General features: G+C 72.7%; 27 protein-coding genes. 7 read left to right on the top strand and 20 right to left on the bottom strand.

Annotation, left to right across the window (positions count from 1 at the left end; all coding sequences use genetic code 11):
- Window positions 1–69 precede the first annotated feature (69 nt).
- Genes fabG through ACQEWB_RS37190 form a run of 8 tightly spaced genes read right to left on the bottom strand, consistent with a single transcriptional unit; the run spans window position 70 to window position 7,266 of the window.
- On the bottom strand, window positions 70–816 hold the full coding sequence (gene fabG, locus ACQEWB_RS37225; RefSeq protein WP_432839024.1) for a 3-oxoacyl-[acyl-carrier-protein] reductase: 747 nt from the start codon (window positions 814–816) through the stop codon (window positions 70–72).
- 36 nt (window positions 817–852) lie between these two features.
- Window positions 853–2,190, bottom strand: a complete 1,338-nt coding sequence (locus tag ACQEWB_RS37220; RefSeq protein WP_432839022.1) for a beta-ketoacyl synthase N-terminal-like domain-containing protein — start codon at window positions 2,188–2,190, stop codon at window positions 853–855.
- A gap of 28 nt (window positions 2,191–2,218) precedes the next feature.
- Window positions 2,219–3,469 carry a beta-ketoacyl-[acyl-carrier-protein] synthase family protein gene (locus ACQEWB_RS37215; RefSeq protein ID WP_432839020.1) on the bottom strand — a complete coding sequence of 417 codons (1,251 nt, stop codon included), beginning with the start codon at window positions 3,467–3,469 and terminating at the stop codon, window positions 2,219–2,221.
- Between the two features lie 20 nt (window positions 3,470–3,489).
- A complete protein-coding gene (locus ACQEWB_RS37210) occupies window positions 3,490–3,753 on the bottom strand; it encodes an acyl carrier protein (protein WP_432839018.1) in 264 nt (87 codons plus the stop codon).
- A gap of 25 nt (window positions 3,754–3,778) precedes the next feature.
- Complete coding sequence (locus tag ACQEWB_RS37205; protein WP_432839016.1) at window positions 3,779–4,210, bottom strand: MaoC/PaaZ C-terminal domain-containing protein; 432 nt, start codon at window positions 4,208–4,210, stop codon at window positions 3,779–3,781.
- A 1-nt stretch (window position 4,211) separates the two neighbouring features.
- Window positions 4,212–4,709, bottom strand: coding sequence for an FAS1-like dehydratase domain-containing protein (locus tag ACQEWB_RS37200; protein ID WP_432839014.1), 498 nt, complete (start codon window positions 4,707–4,709; stop codon window positions 4,212–4,214).
- 32 nt (window positions 4,710–4,741) lie between these two features.
- Complete coding sequence (locus tag ACQEWB_RS37195; RefSeq protein ID WP_432839012.1) at window positions 4,742–6,160, bottom strand: aldehyde dehydrogenase family protein; 1,419 nt, start codon at window positions 6,158–6,160, stop codon at window positions 4,742–4,744.
- The gene (locus ACQEWB_RS37190; protein WP_432839010.1) at window positions 6,160–7,266 is read right to left on the bottom strand and encodes an AMP-binding protein; all 1,107 of its coding nucleotides are present in this window, start codon (window positions 7,264–7,266) and stop codon (window positions 6,160–6,162) included. The genes ACQEWB_RS37195 and ACQEWB_RS37190 overlap by 1 nt, the downstream gene beginning before the upstream one ends.
- Window positions 7,267–7,411: 145 nt before the next feature.
- On the opposite strand from ACQEWB_RS37190, the gene ACQEWB_RS37185 reads away from it, so the two are divergent.
- Complete coding sequence (locus ACQEWB_RS37185; RefSeq protein WP_432839008.1) at window positions 7,412–8,968, top strand: acyl-CoA carboxylase subunit beta; 1,557 nt, start codon at window positions 7,412–7,414, stop codon at window positions 8,966–8,968.
- A 33-nt stretch (window positions 8,969–9,001) separates the two neighbouring features.
- On the opposite strand, the gene ACQEWB_RS37180 is transcribed toward ACQEWB_RS37185, so the two are convergent.
- Window positions 9,002–9,925 (bottom strand): LLM class F420-dependent oxidoreductase, encoded by a 924-nt coding sequence (locus tag ACQEWB_RS37180; protein ID WP_432839006.1) that lies wholly within the window; start codon window positions 9,923–9,925, stop codon window positions 9,002–9,004.
- A 246-nt stretch (window positions 9,926–10,171) separates the two neighbouring features.
- Here ACQEWB_RS37180 and ACQEWB_RS37175 point away from each other — a divergent pair, with 246 nt between their 5' ends.
- Window positions 10,172–10,333 (top strand): hypothetical protein, encoded by a 162-nt coding sequence (locus ACQEWB_RS37175; protein WP_432839004.1) that lies wholly within the window; start codon window positions 10,172–10,174, stop codon window positions 10,331–10,333.
- A 3-nt stretch (window positions 10,334–10,336) separates the two neighbouring features.
- Here ACQEWB_RS37175 and ACQEWB_RS37170 read toward each other — a convergent pair whose 3' ends face one another.
- The 4 genes from ACQEWB_RS37170 to ACQEWB_RS37155 all read right to left on the bottom strand — a co-directional run bounded on the left by ACQEWB_RS37170 (window position 10,337) and on the right by ACQEWB_RS37155 (window position 13,273).
- Window positions 10,337–10,807, bottom strand: a complete 471-nt coding sequence (locus ACQEWB_RS37170; protein ID WP_432839002.1) for a DUF6099 family protein — start codon at window positions 10,805–10,807, stop codon at window positions 10,337–10,339.
- A gap of 180 nt (window positions 10,808–10,987) precedes the next feature.
- Entirely contained in the window at window positions 10,988–11,326 is a 339-nt protein-coding gene (locus tag ACQEWB_RS37165; protein WP_432839000.1) for a nucleotide pyrophosphohydrolase, read from the bottom strand.
- Window positions 11,323–12,483: an ATP-binding protein gene (locus ACQEWB_RS37160; RefSeq protein WP_432838998.1), complete on the bottom strand. Its 1,161-nt coding sequence runs from the start codon at window positions 12,481–12,483 to the stop codon at window positions 11,323–11,325. Before ACQEWB_RS37160 ends, ACQEWB_RS37165 begins: the two co-directional genes overlap by 4 nt.
- Before the next feature lie 400 nt (window positions 12,484–12,883).
- Complete coding sequence (locus ACQEWB_RS37155) at window positions 12,884–13,273, bottom strand: cell division protein SepF (protein WP_432838996.1); 390 nt, start codon at window positions 13,271–13,273, stop codon at window positions 12,884–12,886.
- Between the two features lie 202 nt (window positions 13,274–13,475).
- Here ACQEWB_RS37155 and ACQEWB_RS37150 point away from each other — a divergent pair, with 202 nt between their 5' ends.
- The gene (locus tag ACQEWB_RS37150) at window positions 13,476–15,212 is read left to right on the top strand and encodes a hypothetical protein (RefSeq protein WP_432838994.1); all 1,737 of its coding nucleotides are present in this window, start codon (window positions 13,476–13,478) and stop codon (window positions 15,210–15,212) included.
- Between the two features lie 7 nt (window positions 15,213–15,219).
- Here ACQEWB_RS37150 and ACQEWB_RS37145 read toward each other — a convergent pair whose 3' ends face one another.
- Window positions 15,220–15,732 carry a YceI family protein gene (locus ACQEWB_RS37145; protein ID WP_432838992.1) on the bottom strand — a complete coding sequence of 171 codons (513 nt, stop codon included), beginning with the start codon at window positions 15,730–15,732 and terminating at the stop codon, window positions 15,220–15,222.
- Between the two features lie 136 nt (window positions 15,733–15,868).
- Between ACQEWB_RS37145 and ACQEWB_RS37140 the strand changes: the two genes are divergently transcribed.
- The gene (locus ACQEWB_RS37140; RefSeq protein ID WP_432838990.1) at window positions 15,869–16,396 is read left to right on the top strand and encodes a MarR family winged helix-turn-helix transcriptional regulator; all 528 of its coding nucleotides are present in this window, start codon (window positions 15,869–15,871) and stop codon (window positions 16,394–16,396) included.
- Here ACQEWB_RS37140 and ACQEWB_RS37135 read toward each other — a convergent pair.
- The 4 genes from ACQEWB_RS37135 to ACQEWB_RS37120 all read right to left on the bottom strand — a co-directional run bounded on the left by ACQEWB_RS37135 (window position 16,389) and on the right by ACQEWB_RS37120 (window position 19,344).
- Window positions 16,389–17,057 carry a sigma-70 family RNA polymerase sigma factor gene (locus ACQEWB_RS37135; protein ID WP_432844209.1) on the bottom strand — a complete coding sequence of 223 codons (669 nt, stop codon included), beginning with the start codon at window positions 17,055–17,057 and terminating at the stop codon, window positions 16,389–16,391. The two genes, ACQEWB_RS37140 and ACQEWB_RS37135, sit on opposite strands and share 8 nt — an antisense overlap.
- 62 nt (window positions 17,058–17,119) lie before the next feature.
- On the bottom strand, window positions 17,120–17,815 hold the full coding sequence (locus ACQEWB_RS37130; protein ID WP_432838988.1) for a hypothetical protein: 696 nt from the start codon (window positions 17,813–17,815) through the stop codon (window positions 17,120–17,122).
- Window positions 17,816–17,932: 117 nt separating this feature from the next.
- The gene (locus ACQEWB_RS37125; protein ID WP_432838986.1) at window positions 17,933–18,667 is read right to left on the bottom strand and encodes a YcnI family copper-binding membrane protein; all 735 of its coding nucleotides are present in this window, start codon (window positions 18,665–18,667) and stop codon (window positions 17,933–17,935) included.
- A 38-nt stretch (window positions 18,668–18,705) separates the two neighbouring features.
- Entirely contained in the window at window positions 18,706–19,344 is a 639-nt protein-coding gene (locus ACQEWB_RS37120) for a hypothetical protein (RefSeq protein ID WP_432838984.1), read from the bottom strand.
- 105 nt (window positions 19,345–19,449) lie between these two features.
- On the opposite strand from ACQEWB_RS37120, the gene ACQEWB_RS37115 reads away from it, so the two are divergent.
- The 3 genes from ACQEWB_RS37115 to ACQEWB_RS37105 all read left to right on the top strand — a co-directional run bounded on the left by ACQEWB_RS37115 (window position 19,450) and on the right by ACQEWB_RS37105 (window position 21,107).
- Window positions 19,450–19,920: a DUF5990 family protein gene (locus ACQEWB_RS37115; protein WP_432838982.1), complete on the top strand. Its 471-nt coding sequence runs from the start codon at window positions 19,450–19,452 to the stop codon at window positions 19,918–19,920.
- Window positions 19,921–19,990: 70 nt separating this feature from the next.
- A complete protein-coding gene (locus tag ACQEWB_RS37110; RefSeq protein WP_432838980.1) occupies window positions 19,991–20,392 on the top strand; it encodes a DUF6153 family protein in 402 nt (133 codons plus the stop codon).
- An 88-nt stretch (window positions 20,393–20,480) separates the two neighbouring features.
- Window positions 20,481–21,107, top strand: a complete 627-nt coding sequence (locus ACQEWB_RS37105) for a DUF305 domain-containing protein (RefSeq protein ID WP_432838978.1) — start codon at window positions 20,481–20,483, stop codon at window positions 21,105–21,107.
- 60 nt (window positions 21,108–21,167) lie between these two features.
- Here the strand turns inward: ACQEWB_RS37105 and ACQEWB_RS37100 are convergent, their stop codons facing one another.
- Window positions 21,168–22,328: an NAD-dependent formate dehydrogenase gene (locus ACQEWB_RS37100; protein ID WP_432838976.1), complete on the bottom strand. Its 1,161-nt coding sequence runs from the start codon at window positions 22,326–22,328 to the stop codon at window positions 21,168–21,170.
- Window positions 22,329–22,433: 105 nt separating this feature from the next.
- A complete protein-coding gene (locus ACQEWB_RS37095; protein WP_432838974.1) occupies window positions 22,434–23,360 on the bottom strand; it encodes a LysR family transcriptional regulator in 927 nt (308 codons plus the stop codon).
- Between the last annotated feature and the right edge of the window lie 2 nt (window positions 23,361–23,362).

Genomic DNA, 23,362 nt, shown 5'->3' with positions numbered 1-23,362 from the left:
GCTGGACGGTGACGTGCGCTGGACGGTGACGTGCGCTGGACGGTGGCGTGCGCTGGACGGTGGCGTGCGCTAGATGGTGATGCCGCCGTCGACCTGCATGACGGCTCCGGTGATGTACGAGGCCCGGTCCGAGGCGAGGAAGCCGACCAGGCCCGCGACCTCGTCCACCGTGCCGAACCGGCCCAACGGCACGCTGTCGACGGCCCGTTGGTGTTCCCGCTCGCGCAGCACCGAGGTCATGTCGGTGTCGATGTAGCCGGGGGCGACGGCGTTGGCCCGGATGCCGAAGCCGCCGACCTCCTTGGCGAGGGCGCGGGTGAAGCCGATGATCCCGGCCTTGGAGGCGGAGTAGTTGGCCTGGCGCGGATTGCCGTAGACACCGGAGACGGAGGAGAGGGTGACGACGACTCCGCGGCGGCGCTTCATCATTCCCATGATCACGGCGTGGCAGGCGGTGAAGGTGCCGTCCAGGTTGATCCGCAGCACCTGCCGCCAGTCCTCGTCGGACATGGTGACCAGGGGGTTGTCCCGGGTGATGCCGGCCGAAGTGACCAGCACGTCGATCGGGCCGAGCTCCTCCTCCACGTCCCGGACCAGGGCCCGCACGTCCTCCGGGTCGGTCACGTCGGCGGGGCGGGACAGGACCCGGGCGCCCAGTTCCTCGGCCTCCTTCTCGACCTCGCGGGCCGCGTCGGCGCGGGCGCGGTAGCAGAAGGCCACGTCGTGTCCGTCGCGGGCGAGTTCGCGTACGACGGCGCGGCCGATGCCGCGGGAGCCGCCGGTCACCAGCGCGACTGGCCGCCGGTCCTGGTCCATGGGGTTCCTCTCGTGGGCGGGGTGGGTCCCGGGCGTTCAGGCGAGGCGCAGCACGGCGCAGCCGACCACGCCGTCGGGGTCGGCGGTGGTGACCAGGGCCGCCCGGCCGTGCGCGGTCGGGTCGCCCTCGGCGGTGGCGAGGAGCGCGGCGATCTGGAAGGCGGCGGACGCGGCGCCGGCGTCGCCGAGCAGGTCGGTGCAGGACAGCCTGAGCGGGTCGTGGCCGCCCAACACCTCGGCGAGCGCGGTGTGTTCCTGCGCACCGTAGGGTCCGGGTGTGCCCGCCGGGGCGAGCGCCCAGAGGTCGGCGGGGGTCAGGCCGGACCGGTGCAGGGCGCGTCGTACGCAGTCGGCGAGAACCGGTCCGGCGTCCTTCTCGTCGGCGGGCAGGGCGATCTCGACGGCGGTCACCTCGGCGAGGGCGGGGCGGCCGGAGGAACCGACCTCGGTCTCCAGTAGCAGCACCGCACAGCCCTCACCGGTGAGCGGGGCCTCGGCGGCTCGCGTTGGCCCTCCCGCGAGCGGGGCCTCGGCGGCTCGCGTCGGCTCGCCCGCGAGCGGGGGCTCGGCGCCCGACTTCGGCCCACCGGTGGGCGCGGTATTGACGCCCTCGCCGACCCGCGACGGCCCACCCTTGAACGCGGCCTGCGCGCCCTCGTCGGTCCGCAACGGCCCACCCGCAAACGGTGGTTGGCCCGTTCGCGCCGCCTCGCCCACCCCCGGTGTCCCGGCGGCCTCCGTCGGCTCCTGCTCGGTGCGGGCGTGCCAGTCCAGCCAGGCGCGTTCCGGGGAGAACTCCTCGGCCGCGCCGCACACCACCGAGCGGGCGTGGCCGCAGTGCTGGAGGCGCCGGGCGTGGTTGAGGGCCAGCAGGGCGGAGGCCCGGCCGCCGGCGATGGTGACGTTCGGGCCGCGCAGGCCATGGCGGATGGCCGACTGGCCCGCGGCGCAGTTCATGACGGTGTTCGGGAAGCGGGTGGGGTCGACCAGGTAGGGCCGTTCCTCGGTCAGCGAGTCCCGGGTGAAGGTCATGATGCTGCTGACGCTGCCGTTGGAGGTGCCGAGGACGAGGCCGGTGTCCTCCTCGAGCCCCGGGATGCGCTCGCCGCTGCCGTCGTCGAGCAGTCGGCCCACGGCGGCGACGGCGAGTCCGGTGACCCGGTCCATCGAGCGGGTGCCCTTGCGGCCGAGCAGTTCGCGCGGGTCCCCGCCGGGCACCAGACAGGCCCGGCCGACGGGTGCGGGCCAGCGCTCGCGGTCCAGGTCGGTGACCACGGGCCGCCCGCCCCGTACACCGGCGGTGAACGGCTCGCGTCCGACGCCGAACGCGGACACCGCAGACCAGGCAGTGATGACCGGTCCGGTGGCGCTCATCAGCAACTCCCTTGCGTGGTAGGGCAGTTCATGCCGCTTCCCTCTCCGCCGCTGCCGGGTCGCCGGCGGGCTCGTAACGGCCCAGGATCAGCACGGCGTTGTTGCCGCCGAAGGCCAGCGCGTTGTTCTGCACCACCTTCAGGTCGGCGTCGATCGCCCGGTTGGGCACACAGTCGATGTCGCACTCCGGGTCGGTCTCCACGTGGTTGATCGTCGGCGGAATGAAGCCCTCGCGCAGGGCGAGGGTGCAGGCGATCGCGGCGAGGGCGCTGGCCGCGCCCATGGTGTGGCCGATCATCGACTTGATGGAGACCATGCGGGGCGAGCCGGCGCCGAAGACCTGGTGCATCGCGCGGGCCTCGCTGACGTCGTTGGCCTTGGTGCCGGTGCCGTGCGCGGAGATCAGGTCGACGTCGGCGGCGGTGACGCCCGCGTTCTCGTGGGCCAGCCGCACACAGCGGGCGAAGCTGTCCTCGTTCGGCGCGACCGGGTGGTCGGCGTCGCAGTTGAGGCCGTAGCCGAGCACCTCGGCGTGGATGCGGGCGCCCCGGGCGAGCGCCGACTCCAGGCTCTCCAGGAGCAGCATCCCGGCGCCCTCGCCGGTGAGGATGCCCTTGCGGTCGCGGTCGAAGGGCTGGCAGCGCTCGGGGGCGATGGTGCCCAGGCGGTAGAAGCCGGCGAAGGTCTTCAGGCACACCGCGTCCGCGCCGCCGCACAGCGCGAAGGCGAACTCGCCGGTGCGGACGGCGTCGTAGCCGTAGCCGATGGCGTAGTTGCCGGCCGCGCACGCGGTCGGCAGGGTCACCGCCTCCACGTCGACCAGGCCCAGCTCGCGGGCCGCGGCCACCGACAGCCGCCCGGCCGGGACCCGGCGGGCGACCACCGGGTCCATCCGGTCGGGCCCGAGCTCCACCTCCTGGCGCACCAGCCCGTCGAGGTCGCGGGACTCCCCGTCGGTGGTGCCGACGGAGACCAGCGAGCGCGCGGCCCGCAGGTCCTCGACGGGCAGCGCCGCGTCCGCGACCGCCATCCGCGCGGCCGCGGCGGCGAACTGGCTGGCCCGCCCGTACTCGCGGGCCGGCAGCCGGGTGACGAAGCGGTCCGCGTCGAACTCGGTGATCTCGCACCCCTGGGAGTGGTCGAACCCGCTCGCGTCGAAGGAGGTGATGGGCCCGGCCCCGCTGCGCCCGGCGCGCAGCCCGGCGAGGAACTCGTCGGCGCCGATGCCGATGCTGGTCACCGCGCCGAGGCCGGTGACGACGACCCGTCGTGCGGTCATGTCCGACTGCACGCCGCCGCCTATCGCCGGGCCGCGGCGGCCTCGGCGACCACCTCGTAGACGGCCTCCAGGTTCACCATGCGGGCCAGTTCCTGCTGGGCGATGGTGATCCGGAAGGTCTTCTCCAGGGAGGCGAGGATCTCGATGGCGAGCAGCGAGTCCGCCTCGTGGTCCTCCTTGAAGCGGCTGGTGCGGGTCATCTCGTCGGGTTCGAGTTCGAGGATGTCGGCCACGAGCTGCTTGATCTCGTTCTCGCGCTCGGCGGTGATCTGCGTGCTGGTCATGTGCGTTCGCTCCTCTGCAGGTTGTTCAGGCGAGTCGTACGACGGCCCGTGCCCCGGACATGACTTCCAGCCCGTCGAAGCGGGCGCGCAGCCGGACCACGGCCCGGCGGTCGTCGAGGAGTTCCTCGACGGCGCCGCTGATCCGCACGGTCGCGCCGGCGTCGTCGTCGGGCACCACGACGGGCCGGGTGAAGCGGCGGACGCTGTACTCCAGCAGGGCCGCGGGGTCGCCGACCCAGTCGGTGAGGACGCGGACGGCGGCGGCGATGGTGTAGGTGCCGTGGGCGATGACGTCGGGCAGGCCGACGGACTTGGCGATGCGTTCGTTCCAGTGGGTCGCGGTGAAGTCCGAGCAGGCGCCGCAGTAGCGCAGCAGGTCGATGCGCTTGACGGTGATGTCCCGGGCGGGCATCTCGGTGCCGACGCGGACGTCGTCGTAGGAGACCTGGGCGGCCATGTCACACCTCCTGCGGTGTGCGGACCCGGACCGGCATCTCGCGGGGCAGGTCCGCCGTACCGCGGGAGAGGATGGTGTTGACGACGGTGCACACGTGCTCGCCGTCGACCGTGCTGATGCGGTGGGTCATCACCCACTGCTCGTGCTCGCCCAGGACGCTCATGTCGTCGACGGTCGTGGTCTGCACGAGCCGGTCGCCGGGCACGATCGGCCGTGCGTGCTCCACCCGTTGGGCCCGGTGCACGCACACCGGTTCCCGGCGTTTGCCGAACTCCGGGTCGTACAGCGGCCAGCCGCCGAAGCGGAAGAAGAGCATGACGGCGAAGGAGGGCGGCGCGATCACGTCGGGGTGGCCGAGCGCCCGCGCGGCCCGCGGGTCGAGGTACACGGGGTGGGTGTCGCCGGTGGCGATCGCGTAGTCGCGGATCTTCTCCCGGCTGACTTCGTAGACCTCGCCGGCCTCGTGCGTACGGCCGACGAAGTCGTGGTTGAGTGCCATGGAATCCCCCTGTGGTGCGCGGCTCGGCGCGGTCAGTCCCGGATGACGGTCTTGGTCCGCATGAGGAACTCCGCGAGGTAGCGGTCGTGCGGCAGGCCCGGGCGCATCCGGTAGGTGGGGTGGTCGCCGATGTGCACGTTGCTGATGGTGGGTTCGTCGACCAGTCGTCCGACGAGCTGTTCGTCGTCGGTGATCGCGGTGAGTACGAGGGTGTGACGCAGCGGCGCGATGCCGTCGGCGCGGGTCCAGGGGGCCACCCAGACGCAGGGGAAGCCCAGTTCGACGCCGGTCTGCGGGGCGTCGGCGCGGTCGAGGCGGAACACGGCGGGGCGCAACACGGCGCTGCCGTCGCCGAGTTCGTCGACGATGCCGTCGCCGCCGAGGTGCGCGGTGGCGCCCCGGGCCGCTTTCAGCAGGTAGCCCTCGACGGCGCGGGCCGCGGCGAGCGGCTGGACCGGCAGGACGGCCTCGGGATCCTGGGGCGGCCGGCTCGGGATGGCGGCGAGCCGCGCGGCGATCGCGTCGGCCAGGGCGGCCGCCTCGGCGGGTCCGCCCTCGACGAGGACCGCGGTGGCGTTGACGCAGGCGGTGCCGCCCTCGTCGGCGACCGAGTCGACGATCACGTCCAGGTGCGGGCGCCAGTCCCCGCCGGTGACCAGGATCTTCGCCCGGCCCGGCCCCTGCGGCAGCACGGTGTGGTGGCCCGCGTACTTGCGCACCACGTCGTCGCCGCCGTAGACGAGGGCGAGGTCGGCGCCGGAGACGAGCGTGTCGGCGACGGTGTGGTCGGTGGGCGTCAGGGCCACCTGGTCGTCGCCGAAGCCCGCCTCGCGGAGGGCGGCGACCAGGCGGTGCGGGGTGAACGGCTCGCGCCGCGAGGGCCGTACGACGACCCGGTAGCCCATCGCCAGGGCCTCCAGCCAAAGAGCGTGCACGCCGGGGTGGTTACCTGCGGCGTGCACCGCGAAGACCTCCCCGCGCCGCGTCCACACCGCGCCGCCGCCCCGCGTCGAGGGCTCCCGCCAGTCGGTCGCGGCGGCCTGCGGGCGGGCGGCGAGCACGGTGGCCGCGGCCTGTGCGGCGGCCTCCGCGACGATGTCGGTCGCCGCGCGCACCACGGAGACGGGCAGCCCGGAACAGCGGCTGACCGACTCCCGGTAGGCGTCCGGGTCCAGGCCGCCGATGGTGGCGTCGGCGAACAGCCGGCCGGCCCGCTCCAGGGCGGCGGCCCGCGCGCCGGGCGCCGGCGGCTCGGCCGACCGCAGCGCGGCCAGGCTGCGCTGCACGAACAGCGGGGGCACGATGCTCAGTTCGGCGAGCGGCGCGCCCGTCACGTCGGGCACGGTCTGGCGTTTGCGGGCACGGTAGGGGCCGTTGGCACCGAACGCGTCGAGCTGGACGAGGAGTTCGCCCGCGTCCGGCTCCGTGACCACCGCGGCCTGCTGGGCCATCAGTAGACCCCTTCGATGACGGCCCGGTCGTCGAAGGTGGCCACCGGAGCGACGTCGGCGACCGAGTCACCCAGCTGTCCCGCCGGCGGCCGCATGCGCACGGCGGTGTCCCGTTCGAGGTTGTTGGGCAGCAGCATGGCCTTGCTGACGTGGTTCATCACGACCTGCCCGCGCTCCCCGTACGGCACGTTCTCCCCCGTCGCCGGGTCGATCACCGAGAAGGAGATGTACGGCGCGAACGGGTCGAAGACACAGGCGTCCTCGGTGGGCTGGTCGATGCGCTCCAGCGAGCCGCCCAGGATCATCGTGGAGCCGTAGGCGCCCTGGAGCTGGATGTCCGGGAAGACCTCGGTGCGGAACAGGTGGCGGGTGTCGGCGTCCATGTGCGCGCCGCCCCACTGGATGTAGCGCACCTTCTCGTTGATCAGCGCGACCATCCGCTCGTCCTGTACGAGGCGCTGGAGCAGCGGCGGGGTCGTGATCAGCACGCCGATGTCCTGGGTCTCCAGGAGGAATCCGGCCTGGGTGGCCAGGTGGTCGGCGTAACGCGCGGCGTCCTCGGCGCGGCCCTCGGCGATGCACTTCTTCACCCAGCGCGGGTCCATGTCGACGGTGAAGAGGATGCCGCCGGCCCTCTTGGCACCCTCGCGCAGCGCGGCGCCGAAGATGTGCGGCCCGTCGGGCATCAGGGCCAGCCAGTTGACCCCGCGCGGGCAGCCGCGGGCGTCCAGGTGGCGCTGGCTGAAGGCGAGCCAGCGCTCCATCCAGTCGGTGGTGCAGACGACGCGCTTGGGCGCGCCGGTGGTGCCGCCGCTCTCGTACACCCCGTACAGGTCGGTCCGGGCGTCGAGGCCGCGCGGTATGAGCTCCTCGGCGCGGACGTCCCGCAGTTCGTTGACGAGGTTGGGGAACAGCTTCAGGTCGTCGAAGGTCCTGACGTCCCCGATCGGGTCGAAGTCGAGTTTCCCGGCCCGCTCGAGCCAGAACGGCGAGCCGGTCTCCGGGCTGAAGTGCCACCGCATCGCCGCGGTGATGAGTGCCTCGCCGTCCGGCGTCTCGTCGGCCGGGCAGTCGAGAACCGGGTCCGTGCGGCCGTGGTCCGACATGTGCGTCCTTCCGCTGTGCCATGGCTACTGCTGCGACTCAACGCTCGCACAGCGTTATATTCTCAGTCAAGCGATGTGCATACTTTGACGACGACATGGACAGCGGAGATATGGACAGCGGGACATCGACAGACGGGGGAAGACGGTGCACGGAGACTCCCGCGGCCGGACCGTGGAGCTGCGCGCCCTGCACGAGCGGGTGCGGCGCGGACCCGATGAACGGTCGACGGCGGCCCAGCACGCCAAGGGGAAACTCACCGCGCGTGAGCGGCTCGAACTGCTGCTGGACGCCGGGTCGTTCCACGAGACGGAGCCGCTACGGCGGCACCGGGCCACCGGGTTCGGGCTGGAGAACCGGCGCCCGCACACCGACGGGGTGATCACCGGCTGGGGCACCGTGCACGGCCGTACCGTCTTCGTCTACGCCCACGACTTCCGCGTCTTCGGCGGCGCCCTCGGCGAGGCGCACGCCGAGAAGATCCACCGGCTCATGGACATGGCCCTGGCCGCCGGGGCTCCCCTGGTGTCGCTCAACGACGGCGCGGGCGCCCGCATCCAGGAGGGCGTGACCGCGCTCGCGGGCTACGGCGGCATCTTCCGGCGCAACACGCGGGCCTCCGGCGTCATCCCGCAGATCAGCGTGATGCTGGGCCCCTGCGCGGGCGGAGCGGCCTACTCGCCCGCCCTGACCGACTTCGTCTTCATGGTCCGCGAGACCTCACAGGTCTTCGTCACCGGCCCGGACGTGGTCCGGGCGGTCACCGGCGAGGAGATCGACCACGAGGGTCTTGGCGGCGCGGACGTGCACGCGGAGACCAGTGGCGTCTGCCATTTCGCGTACGACGACGAGGAGACCTGTCTGGAGGAGGTCCGCTACCTCCTCTCCCTGCTCCCCGCCAACAACCGCGAACAGCCCCCGGAGACCCGGCCCACCGACCACCCCGACCGGGACGGCACGGCCCTTCTCGACCTGGTGCCGGCCGACGGCAACCGCTCGTACGACATGCGGGCGGTGATCGAGGAGCTGGTCGACGACGGCGAGTTCCTGGAGGTGCACGAGCGGTGGGCCACCAACGTCGTGGTGGGCCTGGCCCGCCTGGACGGCAGGGTAGTCGGCGTCGTCGCCAACCAACCCGCCCGGCTCGCCGGGGTGTTGGACGCCCGGGCCAGCGAAAAGGCCGCGCGCTTCGTCCAGTTGTGCGACGCGTTCAGCATCCCGCTGGTCACGCTGGTCGACGTCCCCGGGTTCCTGCCCGGCGTCGCCCAGGAGCACGGCGGCATCGTCCGGCACGGCGCCAAGCTGCTGTACGCCTACTGCAACGCCACCGTGCCCCGCGTCTCGGTGGTCCTGCGCAAGGCCTACGGCGGCGCCTACATCGTGATGGACTCGCAGTCGATCGGCTCCGACGTCAGCTACGCCTGGCCGACCAACGAGATCGCCGTGATGGGCGCGGAGGCCGCGGCCGACGTGGTCTTCCGCCGGCGGATCGCCGAGGCGGACGATCCGGACGCCGCCCGGGCCGCGCTCGTCAAGGAGTACGCGGCCGAGCTGATGCACCCGTACCACGCGGCCGAACGCGGCCTGGTCGACGACGTCATCGACCCGGCCGAGACCCGCGCGATCCTCATCCGCACGCTGGCCGTGCTCCGCACCAAGCACGCGGACCTGCCGTACCGGAAGCACGGCAATCCGCCGCAGTGAGGCGCGCGGATCGCCGTCCGGGACTTCCTCGGCCTACGACAGCTGCGACTGCACCTGCGTGGAGATCAGCTCCAGGTGGTCCAGGTCGTCCAGGTCGAGGACCTGGAGGTACAGCCGCCGGGAGCCGATCGCGGCGAAGCGGCCGATCCGGTCGACGACCTCGGCCGGGGAGCCGGCCAGGCCGTTGGCCTTGAGCTCGTCGACCTCGCGGCCGATGGCGGCGGCGCGGCGGGCGACCTCCTGGTCGTCCTTGCCGACGCAGACCACGAGGGCGTTGGAGTAGACGAGGTCGTCGGCCTTGCGGCCGGCCTCCTCGGCGGCGGTTCGGACGCGGGCGAACTGCCGCTCGCTGTCCTCGATCGAGGCGAACGGGATGTTGAACTCGTCGGCGTAGCGGGCGGCGAGCCGCGGGGTGCGGGTCGCGCCGTGGCCGCCGACGAGCACCGGGATCCTGTCCTGGGCCGGCTTGGGCAGCGCGGGCGAGTCGGTGAGGTCGTAGTGGGTGCCGTGGAAGTCGTAGGTGTCGCCGGGCTTGGTCTGCCACAGGCCGGTGACGATCTCCAGCTGCTCCTCCAGGCGGGCGAACTTCTCCTTCGGGAAGGGGATGCCGTACGCCTTGTGCTCCTCCTCGAACCAGCCCGCGCCCAGGCCGAGTTCGACCCGGCCGCCGGACATCTGGTCGACCTGCGCGACCTGGATGGCGAGCACGCCGGGGAGGCGGAAGGTGCCGGCGGTCATCAGGGTGCCCAGGCGGATGCGCCTGGTCTCTCGGGCCAGGCCGGCGAGGGTGATCCAGGCATCGGTGGGGCCGGGGAGGCCGTCGCCGGAGCCCATGCGCAGATAGTGGTCGGAGCGGAAGAAGGCGTCGAAGCCGAGGTCTTCGGTGGCCTTCGCCACGGCGAGCAAGGTGTCGTAGGAGGCCCCCTGCTGGGGCTCGGTGAAGATGCGAAGATCCATGCCCCCATCCTGCACTCACCGGCGCCGGTCAACCCCACCAGTCCCCCCGGCCACTCCTGTCCCCGGTCGGGTGAAATTGCGTCAACGCCGCGGTACGGGGCGCTTCGCCTGAGTGACCTGCCACTTCGGTGATCGTTGGCTCGGGCGGAGCCGGACCGCCCGGCGCCCGCACCGGCCCTTCTCGTCGCCGGGGCGTCACCCGCATCGGCCTCACAGTCGTCGGGGCCCGGGGCCGAGGAGGCCGTCATGACCGAAGAATCCACCGTGCCGCAGCAGGGCGGGGAAGGCCGGCCGAAGGGCTTGCTGCAGCAGATGGAGGAGCTGATGGCGGCCCTGAACGCGGACCTCTCCGCCCTGGACGCGGACCTCCAGTCGGCGGGCCGCGGACCCGAGGAGAGCGAGGGGTAGGAGCTAACCGGCTTCTCTCTCCGGTACGGCCTCCTCGCGGTCCACCAGCTTGCGCAGCATGTCGCGGACCCGGTCCCTGGACTCGTCCGCGGCGTCGATGGCCTCCATGCACTGCCAGTAGGTGCCCTCGTCGTCCGCCGCGCAGGCGAGGCCCACCAGGGCGATGCCGACCTCGCCGAGGAGCCCGCCGAGGCCGAGGAGGGCCTGGCGGGCGTCGCCCAGGTCGGTGAGCTGGGCCGCGCGCAGGTCCTCGGTGGCGAGGTGCGGGGTGTCCAGGACACCGCAGCCGCGGCCCGCCAGCTCCGTCAACCCCAGTGCCTCGCCCCGCAGTTCGGGTGGGCCGGCGACCGCGAGGCGGCTGCCTATCGCCTGGGCGAGGGCCTGCGCCTGCCAGACCTCCGCCATGATCTCCGGCGCACCACCGCCACCCGCGAGGGCACGCCTGCTCGTCACGATGAGCCGCACCGCGTCCATGCGCTGCCCCCGTCTGTCCCGACGCGCTGCCCACGCGTCCGCCAGCCGAACTCCGTTGTCCACTACCCAGAGTGAGTGCCTACGGGACGAAAAGCCAGAGGAAGACGGAAATCTTCGGACAACGAATCGGTTTCGGGCGGGAATTCGACTCCGGAGAGTGAAAACGGATCGTACGGCTCCTCACGGCGCGGGGAACCGCCGCTCATTGCGGTCGATCTTCGCGTCCAGCGCGGCGAGCGGATCGATGTCCAGCACCTGGCACAGCTGGAGCAAGTAGGCGAGTACGTCGGCCACTTCGTCGGTCACCCGGTGGGCCGTATCCGGGTCGTCCATCACCCGCGCCGACTCCTCGGGCGTCAGCCACTGGAAGATCTCGACCAGTTCGGAGGCCTCCACGCTGAGCGCGGCGACCAGGTTCTTGGGGGTGTGGTACGGCTGCCAGTCGCGGGCGGCGGCGAAGTCGGCCAGCCTGCGCTGGAGTTTCGCCACGTCGAGGGGTTCGTGCTGAGGATCGGTCACGGGTCCAGGTGTACCACCGTGATCCCCTCGGCCCCGGCGGCCCAGGAGGCGTCGCCGACCGCGCCGACGAAGCGGATGTGACCGCGGTCGCCCATCCGGGCGGCCAGCCGCAGCAGTTCGCTGCGCTGGCCGGGGTCGAGCGAGCGGTCGAAGGCGTCGGCGAGCACGGTGAGCGTCTGCATGGCCTCGGGCACCTCGCCGGCCGCGTCGACGTCGAGCACGCCGGGCCCGGTCAGCAGCACCAGGGCGAGCGCCACGTACCTCAACTCGCCGTCGCCCAGCCGCCCGAAGGCCGTCCGGAACCCGTCGCCCCGGTCGAGCAGACCGCGCACGGTTCCGTCGCCGAGCGGCTCGGCGAGTACGTCGGTGACCGTTCCGAAGCAGCCGGCGCGCACCGCGGCGACGAACTGGGCGTGCCGGCGGCCGCATTCGGCGCGGGTGCGCCACAGGACGTCGGCGAGGTTGTCGCAGCCGGGGAGGAGACGGCCGGAGCCGGTCGGCACGGGGGCGCGCATCCGGCCGGGGCGCGGGTCGCAGGCGAAGACGGAGCGCAGGGCGACGACGGTCTGTTCGGCGGCGGCGAGCACCTGCCGCTGCCCGTCGGTCTTGCCGGCCACGCGCAGCGGCAACAGGGCGGTGCCGAGCCGGTCGTCGGGAAGCGGGGCACGGGTGACGGGCGCCGAGCCCGCGGTGTGCCAGGCGGCCTGGACGGTCCGTCGGGAGGGGTCCCGCAGCGCGGTCTCCAGCAGCACGAGCCCGCCCGACGTCAACCGCTCGCCGACGATACGGAGTTCGGGCTCGGCCTGCACGGCGACGTCGAGCCGCACCGGACCCTCGGGCCCGTCGGTCGTACACCCGATCCGGAACCCCCGCCGCCGCTGCCCGTCGGGCCGGGCCCGATCCGGCACACAGGCGCCGGGGTCGAGGAACACCTCCCCGACGGCGGCCCCGCCCCCGAGCCGAGCAAGCGCCTCGTAGGCCCGCAGGGCGCTCGTCTTCCCACTCCCGCTCCCCCCGGCGAACAGCGTGACGGGCCCAAGCCCGAACCCGGCCCCCCGATGCCCGGCGAACGCGGAGAGCCGTAACTCGGTGATGCGGGGGCGGGCGGGATGGCTGCGGTCCCGGACAGAGCCCGGGGCCACCCTGGCGAACGGCACCCGGGGATCGACCGGGGACGCACCGCCACCGGGCTCCGGTGGTCGGCGATCGAGCCGAGGCACTCGACCACTTGGCGTCGGCGGCACCACGGGATCGGGCGCGGACACCCGACCATCCGACACCGGCGGCGTCGCGGGATCGGGCGCGGGCGGAACACCGGCGACGCGCGCCGAAGGAACGCGGGCGCTCCGCTCGTGCGGCAGTCGGGTGTCGGCAGGCTCCGACGGCGGAGCCCCGTCCGACCCGCACGACGTGCTGTCGCTCGGGTCCGACGGCCTGCGAATCTCCGGTTCCGGGGGCGTGAATGACGCGGTCATGTCCGGACCGTAAGCCTGCCGGCGGAGGTGAACCGTTCCGGCAGGTTCCGCTTCCTACGATCGGGGGATGCGGGGAGGGAGGTCAGCCGCCTGTGACGCCCGCGTTCTCCATCGGGCCCGTGACCTCGGTGTCCGCCGGGGTCAGCAGGAAGACGTTGCGGTCGACGCGGTGCATGCCGCTCGCCAGGCCGAAGACGACTCCCGTGCTGAAGTCGAGGACGCGCTTGGCGACCTCGGTCTCGGCGCTGCTGAGGTCCAGCAGCACGGGTATGCCCGCCATCAGCGTCTCGGCGACCTCGCGGGCGTCCGCGAAGACGTTGACCCGCAGGACCACGAAGCGGCGCCGCGTCTCCGTCTCCGCGTCGGGATGCGCGCGGTGGTCCACCGCGGACGGCCACGCGTCCCGGCCACGCAGCGGCACCACCTGGGCGAGCCCCTCCCACTGTTCATCGGTGACGTCGTAGCTGTTCACCGGCTCCCCCCGACCTGACTCGCCATCAATACCTGCACTGTTCAATTCTTACGCCAAGTCACCCGTTCGGCCCAACAGCGACACGATCCGCGACCGTCACAGGGAGCGCTTCCAGCCGCACATTCCAGGTCTTACCGGGCTCACACCGGACTCTTCACCTCCGGCGGCACCCCCCTCACCGGGCCCGGCTAGCGTCCCTGACGTGCACTTGGCAGAAACCCCGCTGGTGACACCCGACCGGCGGACACAGTCGGCGGTGTCCGCCGCTCCGGAACCCCCCGCGCAATGGCACCGCGTCCTCACGCTCCTCGCCGACGTCAGCCTGTTCATCGGCACCCGCTCGGTGTGGACCCAGGCCGCCAGCCACCGCCTGGTCGTGGCCGCCGTGATCTCGCTGTGCTACGCCTCGATCCTGGTGTCCGGCGTGCTCGTGCTGGTCGTCCGCCGGGCGCGCTCGCTCGCGCGCCTCGACCTGTGCGTCCTCGTCACCGCGGTGACGCTCGCCCTGTGCACCTGGGTCATGAACCACGGCGGCTCCGACGAGGCGCTGCTGACCACCCAGGCCGCCAGGGAACTGGTCGCGGGCCACGCCGTCTACGGACACCCCTGGCCCTGGCTGTTCACCAAGGGCGTCGCCCTCACCCCGACCATCACCGGCGGCTACGACTTCACGTACGGCTATCCCCCGCTGGCCCCGCTGCTGACCGCGCCCCTGCTGTGGCTCGGCCACGGCGGCGCCCCGGCGACGGCGGTGAGCACCGGCGCGCTGATCGTCGGCACGGTGCTGCTGTGGCGGATGCTCCCCGTGCAGTGGCGCTCGGCGGCGACCATGGCCTGCCTCGGCTTCGGCTTCCTGCCCACGTACGGCCGCCTCGGCTACCCGGCGATCACCGCGCTGGCCCTGCTGATCCCGGTGGTGGTGCGCTGGCCGCGGATCGGCCGGGGCGGCCGGCTCGGGTCGGCCGGGGTGGCCCGGGCCGCGTGCCTCGGAGCGGCCTGCGCGGCGCAGCAACTGCCGTGGTTCCTGGCGCCGTTCCTGCTGGCCGGGATCTACGCGGTGCGCCGGGGCGAGCTCGGCGGCCGGGCGGCGGCGCTGGTGGTGGCGCGGATCGTCGGGGTCGCCGGCACCGTGTGGCTGCTGATCAACACGTACTTCGTCGTCAGCGAGCCGGGCACCTGGATCACCGGCATCGCGCTGCCGCTGACGCAGGGCGCGACGCTGCACGGACAGGGCCTCGGGGACGTCTCCCTGTACTTCACCAACGGCAGCGACCGGCTCGACTGGTACTCGCACGCGAGCCTGCTGCTGGCCGCCGCCCTGCTCGCGCTGCTGGTGCTGTTCATCCGCCGGCTGGGTCCCGCGGCGACCGTCCTGCCCTGGTGCGCCTTCTATCTGGCGACCCGGTCCCAGGACGGCTACTACCTGATGATGACGCCGCTGTGGCTGGCGGCCGCGATCACCGCTCCCCCGGCGGAGTTCGCCGCCGCCTGGCAGCCCCGCCCGCGCCCGCTGACCGGCCCGCACCGCCGTACGGCGCTGGTGCTGGCCTCGGCGCTGCTGGTGACCCCCGCGCTGGTGAGCGCGGCGGTGGCGGTCACGGGTTCGCCGCCGCTCAGGATGCGGGTGACGGCGGTACGGCGGGTCTCCGCGTACGTCGTCTCGCGGCTGACCCTCCAGGTCACCAACGTCGACGGCACGGCCCTGACCCCGCACTTCATGCTCACCTCGAACCAGGGCTCCAGCCAGTACTGGTCGCTGGTCCGGGGCCCGGCCACGATCCCCGCGCACGGCACCGTGCGGATCGAGATCAGGCCGGCCCACGGAAGGATCGCCCTGCCGACGAAGCCGAGCACCCGGCTGCGGCTGCGCGCCTTCACGGCGACACCGCAGACGCTGTCCAGCGCGTACGTGCACCTCGCGCCGGACACGGCGGGCTGAGCGCGGGTCAGGCCGCCGAGCGTACGAAGCGGAGGGTGGCGGCGACCGTGGTGAGGCCGCGGATCATGCCCATCTGGTTCCAGCCCAGGCCGAACTCGGCGCGGTCCACGGTGAACTCCGTGTCCAGGGTGAGCGCGTCCGCGTCGGCGCCGGTCAGGCTCGCGGTGAGGGACTGCGGGCGGCTGATGCCGTGGACCGTCAGCTGACCGTTCACCTGCACGGTGTCGCCGCTCAGTGCCGCGGAGCGCACGGCGAAGGTGATCTCCGGGTGGTTCGCGGCGTCGAAGAAGTCGCCGCCGCGCAGGTGCTCGTCGCGCTTGGCGTTCTTGGTGTCCAGGGAGGCGGCGTCCAGGCTCAGGGTGCCGGTGGCGGACCCGTCGGCACTCACCTCGCCGTGGCCGCTGACCACACCGAAGGTGCCCTTGACGGTGACCAGGCCCCACATCGTCTTGTGGCGCAGGGCGACGGTGGAGGCGGCGGCGTCGAGCTGCCAGACACCGGTTTCGACGGCGACGGTCATGATCTTCTCCAGTGAGCGGGGGATCCGGTACGGACTCGTACAGGTGCTTCAAATTTGGACGACTGTCACGCTAGCCCATTATCCAAATCTGGACAACCACATCGTGCAAAATTGGACAACAGGTAGACTCGGAGGCATGGCCGACCCCGAGGAGCACCGCACCGACCTGCCCGAATGTCCGTCCGCGCAGGGTGGCGGGCTGCTGCCCAAGGAGCTGCGGGCGTGGATGGTGATGCTGGGGGCCGTGGGCGCGGTGGAGCAGGAGCTGCGGTCCGTCGTGAAGGAGCGGCTGGACGTCTCGCACGACGAGTTCCTGATCCTGTGCCTGCTCGCCGAGCAGCCGAAGGCGGGCCTGCGGATGACCCGGGTCGCGGAGCTCCTCGGCCGCCCCAAGACCCGGCTGACGTATCAGATCGCCTGTCTCCAGCACGCCGGGCTCGTCACCCGCAAGTCGGTCTGCGGGGACAAGCGGGGCATTGAGGTCGCCCTCACCGACAAGGCCCGGCGCCTCCTGGAGGAGGCTTCCGGAACCCTCGCCTCGACGGTGACCCGGGCCCTGTCCCACGTCATGGGCCCGGACCAGCACGAGGCGATGTGCGGCCTCCTGCCGGAACTCGCCAGGGAGGCGGCCGAGGCCGAGGAGTCGGGGGACGCGGTCAGGTGAGCTGCACCTGGGTGGCCAGGGTGGCGCGGGCCCGGGAGACCCGGGAGCGGACCGTGCCCTCGGGACAGCCGGTCAGGGCGGCGGCCTCCGCGTAGGGCAGGCCCAGGAGTTGGGTGAGGACGAAGGCCTCGCGGCGTTCGTCGGGGAGCGCGGCCAGGAGGTCGAGCAGGGCCACTCCGTCGTCGAAGCCCGGCAGGTGGCGCGGCTGGGCGTGTTCGACCGCCGACTGCCAGTCCGGCTGGTCCGACAGCCGGGGCCGGGCGGAGGCGTGGCGGTAGCCGTCGATCACCGCGCGGCGCGCGATGGACAGCAGCCAGGAGCGGGCCGAGGAGCGGCCCTCGAACCGGTGCAGGCTGCCGAGCGCCCGCAGGAACGTGTCCTGCGCGAGGTCGTCCACGGCCTGCGGATCCGCGCACAGATGGGCGACGTAACGCTGGACGTCACGGTGCAGGGCGCGCACGAACAGGTCCACGGCGTCCGGGTCGCCGGCCCGGGCGGCGAGCGCCCACGCGGTTATCGACTCGTCGAGCGGGTGCGACGTGCGGCTCCTGCCGCCGGTTCGGGAGGTGCGGCTTCTGTCGCCGTCCCGCGGAGTACGGCTTCCGTCGCCATCTTGTGAAGTGCGGCTTCTGTCGCCGCTTTTCGGGCGCGGCGGAGTCAGGGCAGGGGTGATCACCAGTTGTCCTTCTCGGGTGCGGTGAGTGGGGAAGCGGCCGGCTGTCGTCAGGCGACAGCGGTCCCCACGGGCGGGCCCCGAGTGGTGATCGCGTGGACGAGGAGGAGCAGGCGCGGCGCCCGGTCCGAGCGGTTTCGGCGCGGACGCAGGCGCGGGCGGTGCGGTGGGACCGGCAGGGCGAGCAGCAGCCGCAGCGGTGCCACCAGCCGGCCGGCGACCGCCCGCAGAATGCGGAAGGCGGCCCGCTCCCCGTACGCCAGCCACAGGCCGCACAGCAGCGCGGCGAGCAGGTGGGCGGCGAACATGCCGGCGGACGAGGCGTCGTCGGCGGAGTAGCCCAGGTGCCCCAGGTGCGTGGAGCCGCCGCCCATGGGCATCGAGTCCATCGACCCCATGGACTTCATGTCGCTCATGTTCATGGACGACATGGAGTCCGTGACGGACATCGGGTCAGTGGCGGCCGTGGAGTTCACGGCGTCCGCGCCGCCGTGCGACTGCGCGAGCGAGAACGCCGTGTGGAGGGCCGTCTGGGTGCCGAGGACGGCGGCCACGATCAGCGCACGGCCGCGTTCCCGGCCCGCCAGGCACCAGCCGGTGGCGCCGGTCGCGGCCGCGCCGGCGGCCAGGGCCCAGGCGGGCACCCGGCTGCCGGACATCAGCACGTGGCCCAGAGCGGCGAGCAGCACACAGACGGCCGCGAACACCGCGGCCCGTACCGTGCGAGAACACCACCCTGCTGTCATGGCGCCTCATCCTCGCATCCGGATCCACGCCGTCGGCCGTGAGTACGGAGAACGCACAGGCACCACACTCAACTCACAGCCTGTGATCCAGGACACGAGGACTTGGAAACGCGCTCGCTACTCGGACCGCGTCCCGCTGTTACGGCCCCGTGCGAGGGCGAACCCGGCCGCCCCGAGCCCCAGTACGCCGACGACGAGTCCGGCGATGCCGAGCGCGCGTGCGGTGGAGTCGCTGCTGTCGGAGGCGGAGGCGGCCGCCGTGGTCTTCGCGGAGGCCGTCGGCGCGGCCGCCGCGTCCTCGTCGGCGCCCTTGGCGGTGAGCTTGAGGACCGGCGCCGGGTTCTCCGGCTCCTCGTCGCCCGAGGCCGCCGCCTCGATCCAGCGGACGGTCTTGCCGTCGGAGTACGTCTGGAGGGTCTTGAAGGTCAGCTGGTCGGTGTCGTCGGGCAGCTGCCCGAAGGCGACGTCGAAGTCCTGGTACTGACCCGCGCCGATCTTCCCGCCGGTCCAGGTGATCTCGGACACCGCGTCGGTGATGGTGCCGTCGTCGGTCTTCACCGGCGTCTTGAGCTTGGTGTTGGTCACCTTCGCGGTCCAGCCGTCCTGCGGGGTGACCAGGACGCCGAGGACGGGGTGGTCGGTGGGCAGGAAGACCTGCACCTTGGTGGTGGACGCCGTGTCCTCCTCGTTGGGGACGCGGAAGGTCAGGACGCCGTCGGTGGCGCCCTTGGCGTAGCTCTCCGGGTGGACGGTGACGTGCGCGGAGGCGATGCCCGCGGCGGCCAGGACTCCGGCGGCGGCGAGGGCGGAGACGGTACCGGCGCGGCGCAGGGCGATACGTGCTGAGGACATGGGTGGGTGAATCTCCGTACTGGAAAGGTGTGTTGGGGTCAGATCGGGTACGGAGTCACGAGCGGCGGCCCACGCCGCTGCACGGCGTGCCGCAACAGCAGCCGCCGCAGCGGCCGTGGAGCGGTGGTGTGCGGTCGTACGGCGTCCAGGGCGGCCGGCCCGACCGGCGCCCCGCGGCTCACCTGCCACCAGGCGGCGAGGCCCGGCACCAGCGCGGCGGCCCGGCGCAGCAGCGACCACAGCGCGGCCTCGCCGCGCCGCAACCACCAGGTCAGCAGGACCGCGGCCGCGACATGGGCGGCCGTGGCGTGCTGCGTCAGGGCGTGGGTGTGGCCGGCCATCCGCATGGCGTGCGGGGACGTCATGCCGTTCATCGCGGCCATGCCGTGCAGGGAGGCCATGCCGTGCAGGGAGGCCATGCCGTGCGGCCGGGCGGCGTCGAAGGCGAGGTGCAGGGCGCCCTGGGCGGTGAGCGTCCCGGCGCCGATGGCGGCCAGCGAGCGCTCCCGGCGGCCGAGCAGGTACGCGGCGCCGAAGACCGGTACGGATCCGGCGGCCTGCACCCACACCGGCGGTGCCGTCCCCGTCGCCAGCGCGTGTCCACCGGCGGCGAGCAGCACGCACAACGCGGCGAACACCGCCGCGCGCAGCACTCGTACCGGAGCGGACGCCGTCATGGCGACCGATCCTGCCATGCGGTGGGGCACGGGCGCCGCGCGGATCCCGAAGCCCACAGGTGGACACTGGAGATCCACAGCACGACGAGCCGAGGCGGTGACGGCATGACGGCCGGTCTGCGCATCCGTATCGAGGGGGGCGAGCTGCCCGGCCGCAGCTGCGGGCCCGACGGCGGCGGGGCGTCGTACACGAACATCCATGTGGCGGTGCAGCGCCGCGACCGGCCGGCCGAGCTCCTCGGTCCGCAGCCAGGCGACGCCACGGCCGTCGGCTGGACCCTGGAATGCACGGCCGTCCCTTCCGCGACCGGTACGGACGTCAAGGGGCCCTGGGTGCAGGGGCGTCCGGGCGGCCGGTTCGTCTATCTGTCGTGGGGTACGGTCGACGGCTCCGGTGCGTTCACCATGTTCCGCCGCGCCAAGCTGATGCTCGACGCCGTGCCGGACGCGGTGCTCGACGCGGCGGTGCGCGAGGGTGTGCTGGTCGGGCGGCTGGGGCTGACGGACGGGCGCGGGCATCCGCTGTGCGCGCGGGTGGTGCCGCCGCGGATCGACTGGACGGCGGGGCGGGAGTGAGTGCCGGGCGAGACTGGCCACCGGGCTGAGGTGACGGTCGGTCGGAATCGGTCGCCGCGGTGTGCGTAGCATGAGCGCCGTGACAGGCCGCGCACAGCAACGCACCGCGCCGCCGCCCTCCGTGGGGTGGCGGGCGCTGCTGGTGCTGGGGCTGCTGGCCGGTCTGCTCGGCATGCACGGGCTGGCTCCCGGCGGCGGCCTGATGGAGCACTCCGCGCCCCGGCACCTGTCGGTGGCGGTCGCCGCGCACGACGGCTGCGGTGGCGGCGGCTGCGGGGGCGGCCAGGTCCACCACGCCGACCAGACCTGCGCGTCGGCGGCGGTGAGCGGCGGGCCGACGCTGCCCGCGCTCGTACCCGACCCGGTGGCCGCCGCCGTACCGGACGATGCGCCATGCCCGTACGCGGGTACGGCTCCGGACGGCGCCCGTGCGCCACCGGACCTGGCCGAACTCCAACTCCTGCGGATCTAGAGGCACTTCGCACACCGCGTCCCGCCGAGACGGCGACGCGGTGCGCCCCGGCACGCCCAGATCCCTTTCGCACAGCAGGAGTTCCAGCATGCGCAGTTCCCGTACGCCCCTGATCCGCCGCACCGCGCTGACGGTCACCGCCGTCACGGCCGCCGTCACCCTCGCCGCCTGCGGCAACGACGACGGCGGCAGCAGCAGCGGACACGAGGGGCACGGCTCCTCGGCGTCCGCGTCGAGCACCGGCGACCACAACAAGCAGGACGTGTCCTTCGCGCAGGGCATGATCCCGCACCACCAGCAGGCCCTGGAGATGGCGGAGCTGGCCGCCGGGCGGGCCAAGTCGGCCCAGGTCAAGGACCTCGCCGCGCGCATCGAGAAGGCGCAGGACCCGGAGATCCGGACCATGTCCGGCTGGCTGAAGGCCTGGGGCGAGGACGTGCCCTCGGCGATGCCCGGCATGGACCACTCGGCGGGCTCCGGGATGACCGGAATGATGGACGCCAAGGACATGACGGCGCTGGCGAAGGCGTCCGGCACCGACTTCGACACCATGTTCCTGACCATGATGATCGAGCACCACAAGGGTGCCGTGGAGATGGCCGAGTCCGAGAAGAGCAAGGGCTCCTACGACCCGGCCACCACTCTGGCCGACGGCATCGTCACCACGCAGACCGCCGAGATCAAGGAGATGAACCAGCTCCTCGGCAAGGGCTGACCCCCGGGGAGGGACCGGCATCTCACCGGCCCCTCCCTCACTCCCCGGCCGGGTGAGCGGTCACTTGCTGACGGAGTAGGAGTGCGCGCCGGTGCCGGCCAGCCGGCCGCCGTCGACGATCAGGTACTCGTCGCGGATCGGGCGGCCCGCGAGCCAGGACTCCAGGATCTCGCGGGTGCCGGCCGCGTAACGGGCCTGCGCGGAGAGGGAGGAACCGGAGATGTGCGGGGTCATGCCGTGGTGCGGCATGGTCCGCCAGGGGTGGTCGGCGGGGGCGGGCTGCGGGAACCACACGTCACCGGCGTACCCGGCCAACTGGCCGCTCTTCAGGGCACGTTCGACGGCGTCCCGGTCGGCGATCCGGGCCCGCGCGGTGTTGATGAGATAGGCGCCGCGCTTCATCGTGCCGATCAGCTCGTCGCCGAACAGGCCCTCCGTCTCGGGGTGCAGCGGTGCGTTGACGGTGACGACGTCGCAGTGCGGCACCATGTCGGCGCTCGACTCGTGCCAGGCGAGGCCGAGTTCCTCCTCCACCTCGCGCGGCAGCCGGTGCCGGTCGGTGTAGTGCAGTTTCACGTCGAAGGGCGCGAGCCGCCGCAGGACGGCGAGGCCGATGCGTCCGGCGGCGACCGTGCCGACGTGCATCCCCTCCAGGTCGTACGAACGGGCCACGCAGTCCGCGATGTTCCAGCCGCCGTCGAGGACGACCTGGTGCGAGGGCAGGTAGTTGCGCACGAGGGACAGGATCATCATCACGACGTGCTCGGCGACGCTGATGCTGTTGGAGTACGTCACCTCGGCGACCGTCACCCCGTGCGCGACGGCCGCGTCCAGGTCGACGTGGTCGGAGCCGATGCCGGCGGTGACGGCGAGCTTGAGGTTCTTGGCGGCGGCGATCCGCTCGGGTGTCAGATAGGCCGGCCAGAACGGCTGCGAGATGACCACGTCCGCGTCGGCCAGCTCACGGTCGAAGACCGACCCTTCGCCGTCCTTGTCGGAGGTGACGACGAGGGTGTGCCCGGCCTTCTCCAGGAAGGAGCGCAGGCCGAGTTCACCGGAGACGCTGCCGAGCAGGTGGCCCGGGGTGAAGTCGACCGTCTCGGGGGTCGGGGTGGTCTGGCCGCCGGGGTAGTGGTCGATCGCGGGGAGGTCGTCGCGGGCGTACGTGGTCGGGTATCCGTCGGTGGGGTCGTCGTACAGGACGCAGAGCACCTTGGCCATGTCGCGGCTCCTCAACTGGCGTTGCGGGAAGGTGCGTTTCACGATCCTCGCGCCCAATTGCCCTGGTCAAAGCGTTCCTTGTTATGTCGGCATAGCCGGGAGCTATCAGCCCTCCAGATACGTCCGCAGCAGCTCGTCCAGCGCGTCCCGGACCCCCGCTTCCCTCGCGACCTTCAACAGCGCCTCGGCCAACACGGATTGGGGCTCGCTGTTGGCGACGACGAGACCGACCCGCGGCCCGTGCGCGGGCCCCTCCAGGGGTACGACCCGCATCCCGTCCGGCACGCCGAACATATGCAGCCAGGCATGGGAGATCACGCTGGACCAGCGGCCGCCGGGGAGGTGGACGTAGAGCCCGGCGACGCTGTCCGACTCGATCGCGGGGGTGGCCGTGGCGCCGTCGGCGGCGAAGCACTCGTCGATGATGCGGCGGTTGCGCATACGGGAGTTGAGGAGGCACAGGGGCAGCGCGGCGGCCTGGGACCAGCGGGCCCGGTCGGCGCCGGCAAGGGGGCCGTCGACCGGGGTGAGGAGGACGTACCGCTCCTCGTAGAGCGGGAGGCGGCGGACGTGGCGCAGGGTGTCGTCGTCGAGGTAGGTCATCGCCGCGTCGAGCTCGAACTCCGTCAGCCCGTGGGTGATTTCGGCGGACGACAGCGATTCCATGGCGACTCCGGCGCGCGGGTGGTGTTCGCAGAACGGGGTGGTGAGGAGGGAGGCGACGGGTACGGCGGTCGGTACGACGCCGAGGCGGAGGGTGCCGGCGAGGCCGCCGCGCAGGGCCGACAACTCCTGTTGCAGGGCGTCCCGTTCGGCGAGGATGCGGTGCGCCCAGGCGAGCACCACCTCACCCTCGGGCGTCAGACCCTCGTACCGCCTCCCCCGCCGCACGATCGGCACGTCCAACTCGTGTTCCAGGCGACGGATCGCGGCCGAAAGGGACGGCTGGGATACGTAACAGGCGGCCGCGGCGCGGGCGAAGTGGCGTTCGCGGGCGAGCGCGACGAGGTATTCGAGCCGGCGCAGCAGCATGC

This window comes from Streptomyces sp. CA-249302, from assembly GCF_050936785.1.
Classification (GTDB): Bacteria; Actinomycetota; Actinomycetes; order Streptomycetales; family Streptomycetaceae; genus Streptomyces.
Note: the sequence above shows the minus strand (reverse complement) of the source record. Positions and strands in the feature narration are given on the sequence as shown.

Excerpts from the sequence above, each read along its gene's own strand:
- fabG (WP_432839024.1), bottom strand. The coding sequence starts at position 816 with ATGGACCAGGACCGGCGGCCAGTCGCGCTGGTGACCGGCGGCTCCCGC.
- ACQEWB_RS37220 (WP_432839022.1), bottom strand. The coding sequence starts at position 2,190 with ATGAGCGCCACCGGACCGGTCATCACTGCCTGGTCTGCGGTGTCCGCG.
- ACQEWB_RS37215 (WP_432839020.1), bottom strand. The coding sequence starts at position 3,469 with ATGACCGCACGACGGGTCGTCGTCACCGGCCTCGGCGCGGTGACCAGC.
- ACQEWB_RS37210 (WP_432839018.1), bottom strand. The coding sequence starts at position 3,753 with ATGACCAGCACGCAGATCACCGCCGAGCGCGAGAACGAGATCAAGCAG.
- ACQEWB_RS37205 (WP_432839016.1), bottom strand. The coding sequence starts at position 4,210 with ATGGCCGCCCAGGTCTCCTACGACGACGTCCGCGTCGGCACCGAGATG.
- ACQEWB_RS37200 (WP_432839014.1), bottom strand. The coding sequence starts at position 4,709 with ATGGCACTCAACCACGACTTCGTCGGCCGTACGCACGAGGCCGGCGAG.
- ACQEWB_RS37195 (WP_432839012.1), bottom strand. The coding sequence starts at position 6,160 with ATGGCCCAGCAGGCCGCGGTGGTCACGGAGCCGGACGCGGGCGAACTC.
- ACQEWB_RS37190 (WP_432839010.1), bottom strand. The coding sequence starts at position 7,266 with ATGTCGGACCACGGCCGCACGGACCCGGTTCTCGACTGCCCGGCCGAC.
- ACQEWB_RS37180 (WP_432839006.1), bottom strand. The coding sequence starts at position 9,925 with ATGGATCTTCGCATCTTCACCGAGCCCCAGCAGGGGGCCTCCTACGAC.
- ACQEWB_RS37175 (WP_432839004.1), top strand. The coding sequence starts at position 10,172 with ATGACCGAAGAATCCACCGTGCCGCAGCAGGGCGGGGAAGGCCGGCCG.
- ACQEWB_RS37170 (WP_432839002.1), bottom strand. The coding sequence starts at position 10,807 with ATGGACGCGGTGCGGCTCATCGTGACGAGCAGGCGTGCCCTCGCGGGT.
- ACQEWB_RS37145 (WP_432838992.1), bottom strand. The coding sequence starts at position 15,732 with ATGACCGTCGCCGTCGAAACCGGTGTCTGGCAGCTCGACGCCGCCGCC.
- ACQEWB_RS37140 (WP_432838990.1), top strand. The coding sequence starts at position 15,869 with ATGGCCGACCCCGAGGAGCACCGCACCGACCTGCCCGAATGTCCGTCC.
- ACQEWB_RS37130 (WP_432838988.1), bottom strand. The coding sequence starts at position 17,815 with ATGACAGCAGGGTGGTGTTCTCGCACGGTACGGGCCGCGGTGTTCGCG.
- ACQEWB_RS37125 (WP_432838986.1), bottom strand. The coding sequence starts at position 18,667 with ATGTCCTCAGCACGTATCGCCCTGCGCCGCGCCGGTACCGTCTCCGCC.
- ACQEWB_RS37120 (WP_432838984.1), bottom strand. The coding sequence starts at position 19,344 with ATGACGGCGTCCGCTCCGGTACGAGTGCTGCGCGCGGCGGTGTTCGCC.
- ACQEWB_RS37115 (WP_432838982.1), top strand. The coding sequence starts at position 19,450 with ATGACGGCCGGTCTGCGCATCCGTATCGAGGGGGGCGAGCTGCCCGGC.
- ACQEWB_RS37110 (WP_432838980.1), top strand. The coding sequence starts at position 19,991 with ATGAGCGCCGTGACAGGCCGCGCACAGCAACGCACCGCGCCGCCGCCC.
- ACQEWB_RS37105 (WP_432838978.1), top strand. The coding sequence starts at position 20,481 with ATGCGCAGTTCCCGTACGCCCCTGATCCGCCGCACCGCGCTGACGGTC.
- ACQEWB_RS37100 (WP_432838976.1), bottom strand. The coding sequence starts at position 22,328 with ATGGCCAAGGTGCTCTGCGTCCTGTACGACGACCCCACCGACGGATAC.
- ACQEWB_RS37095 (WP_432838974.1), bottom strand. The coding sequence starts at position 23,360 with ATGCTGCTGCGCCGGCTCGAATACCTCGTCGCGCTCGCCCGCGAACGC.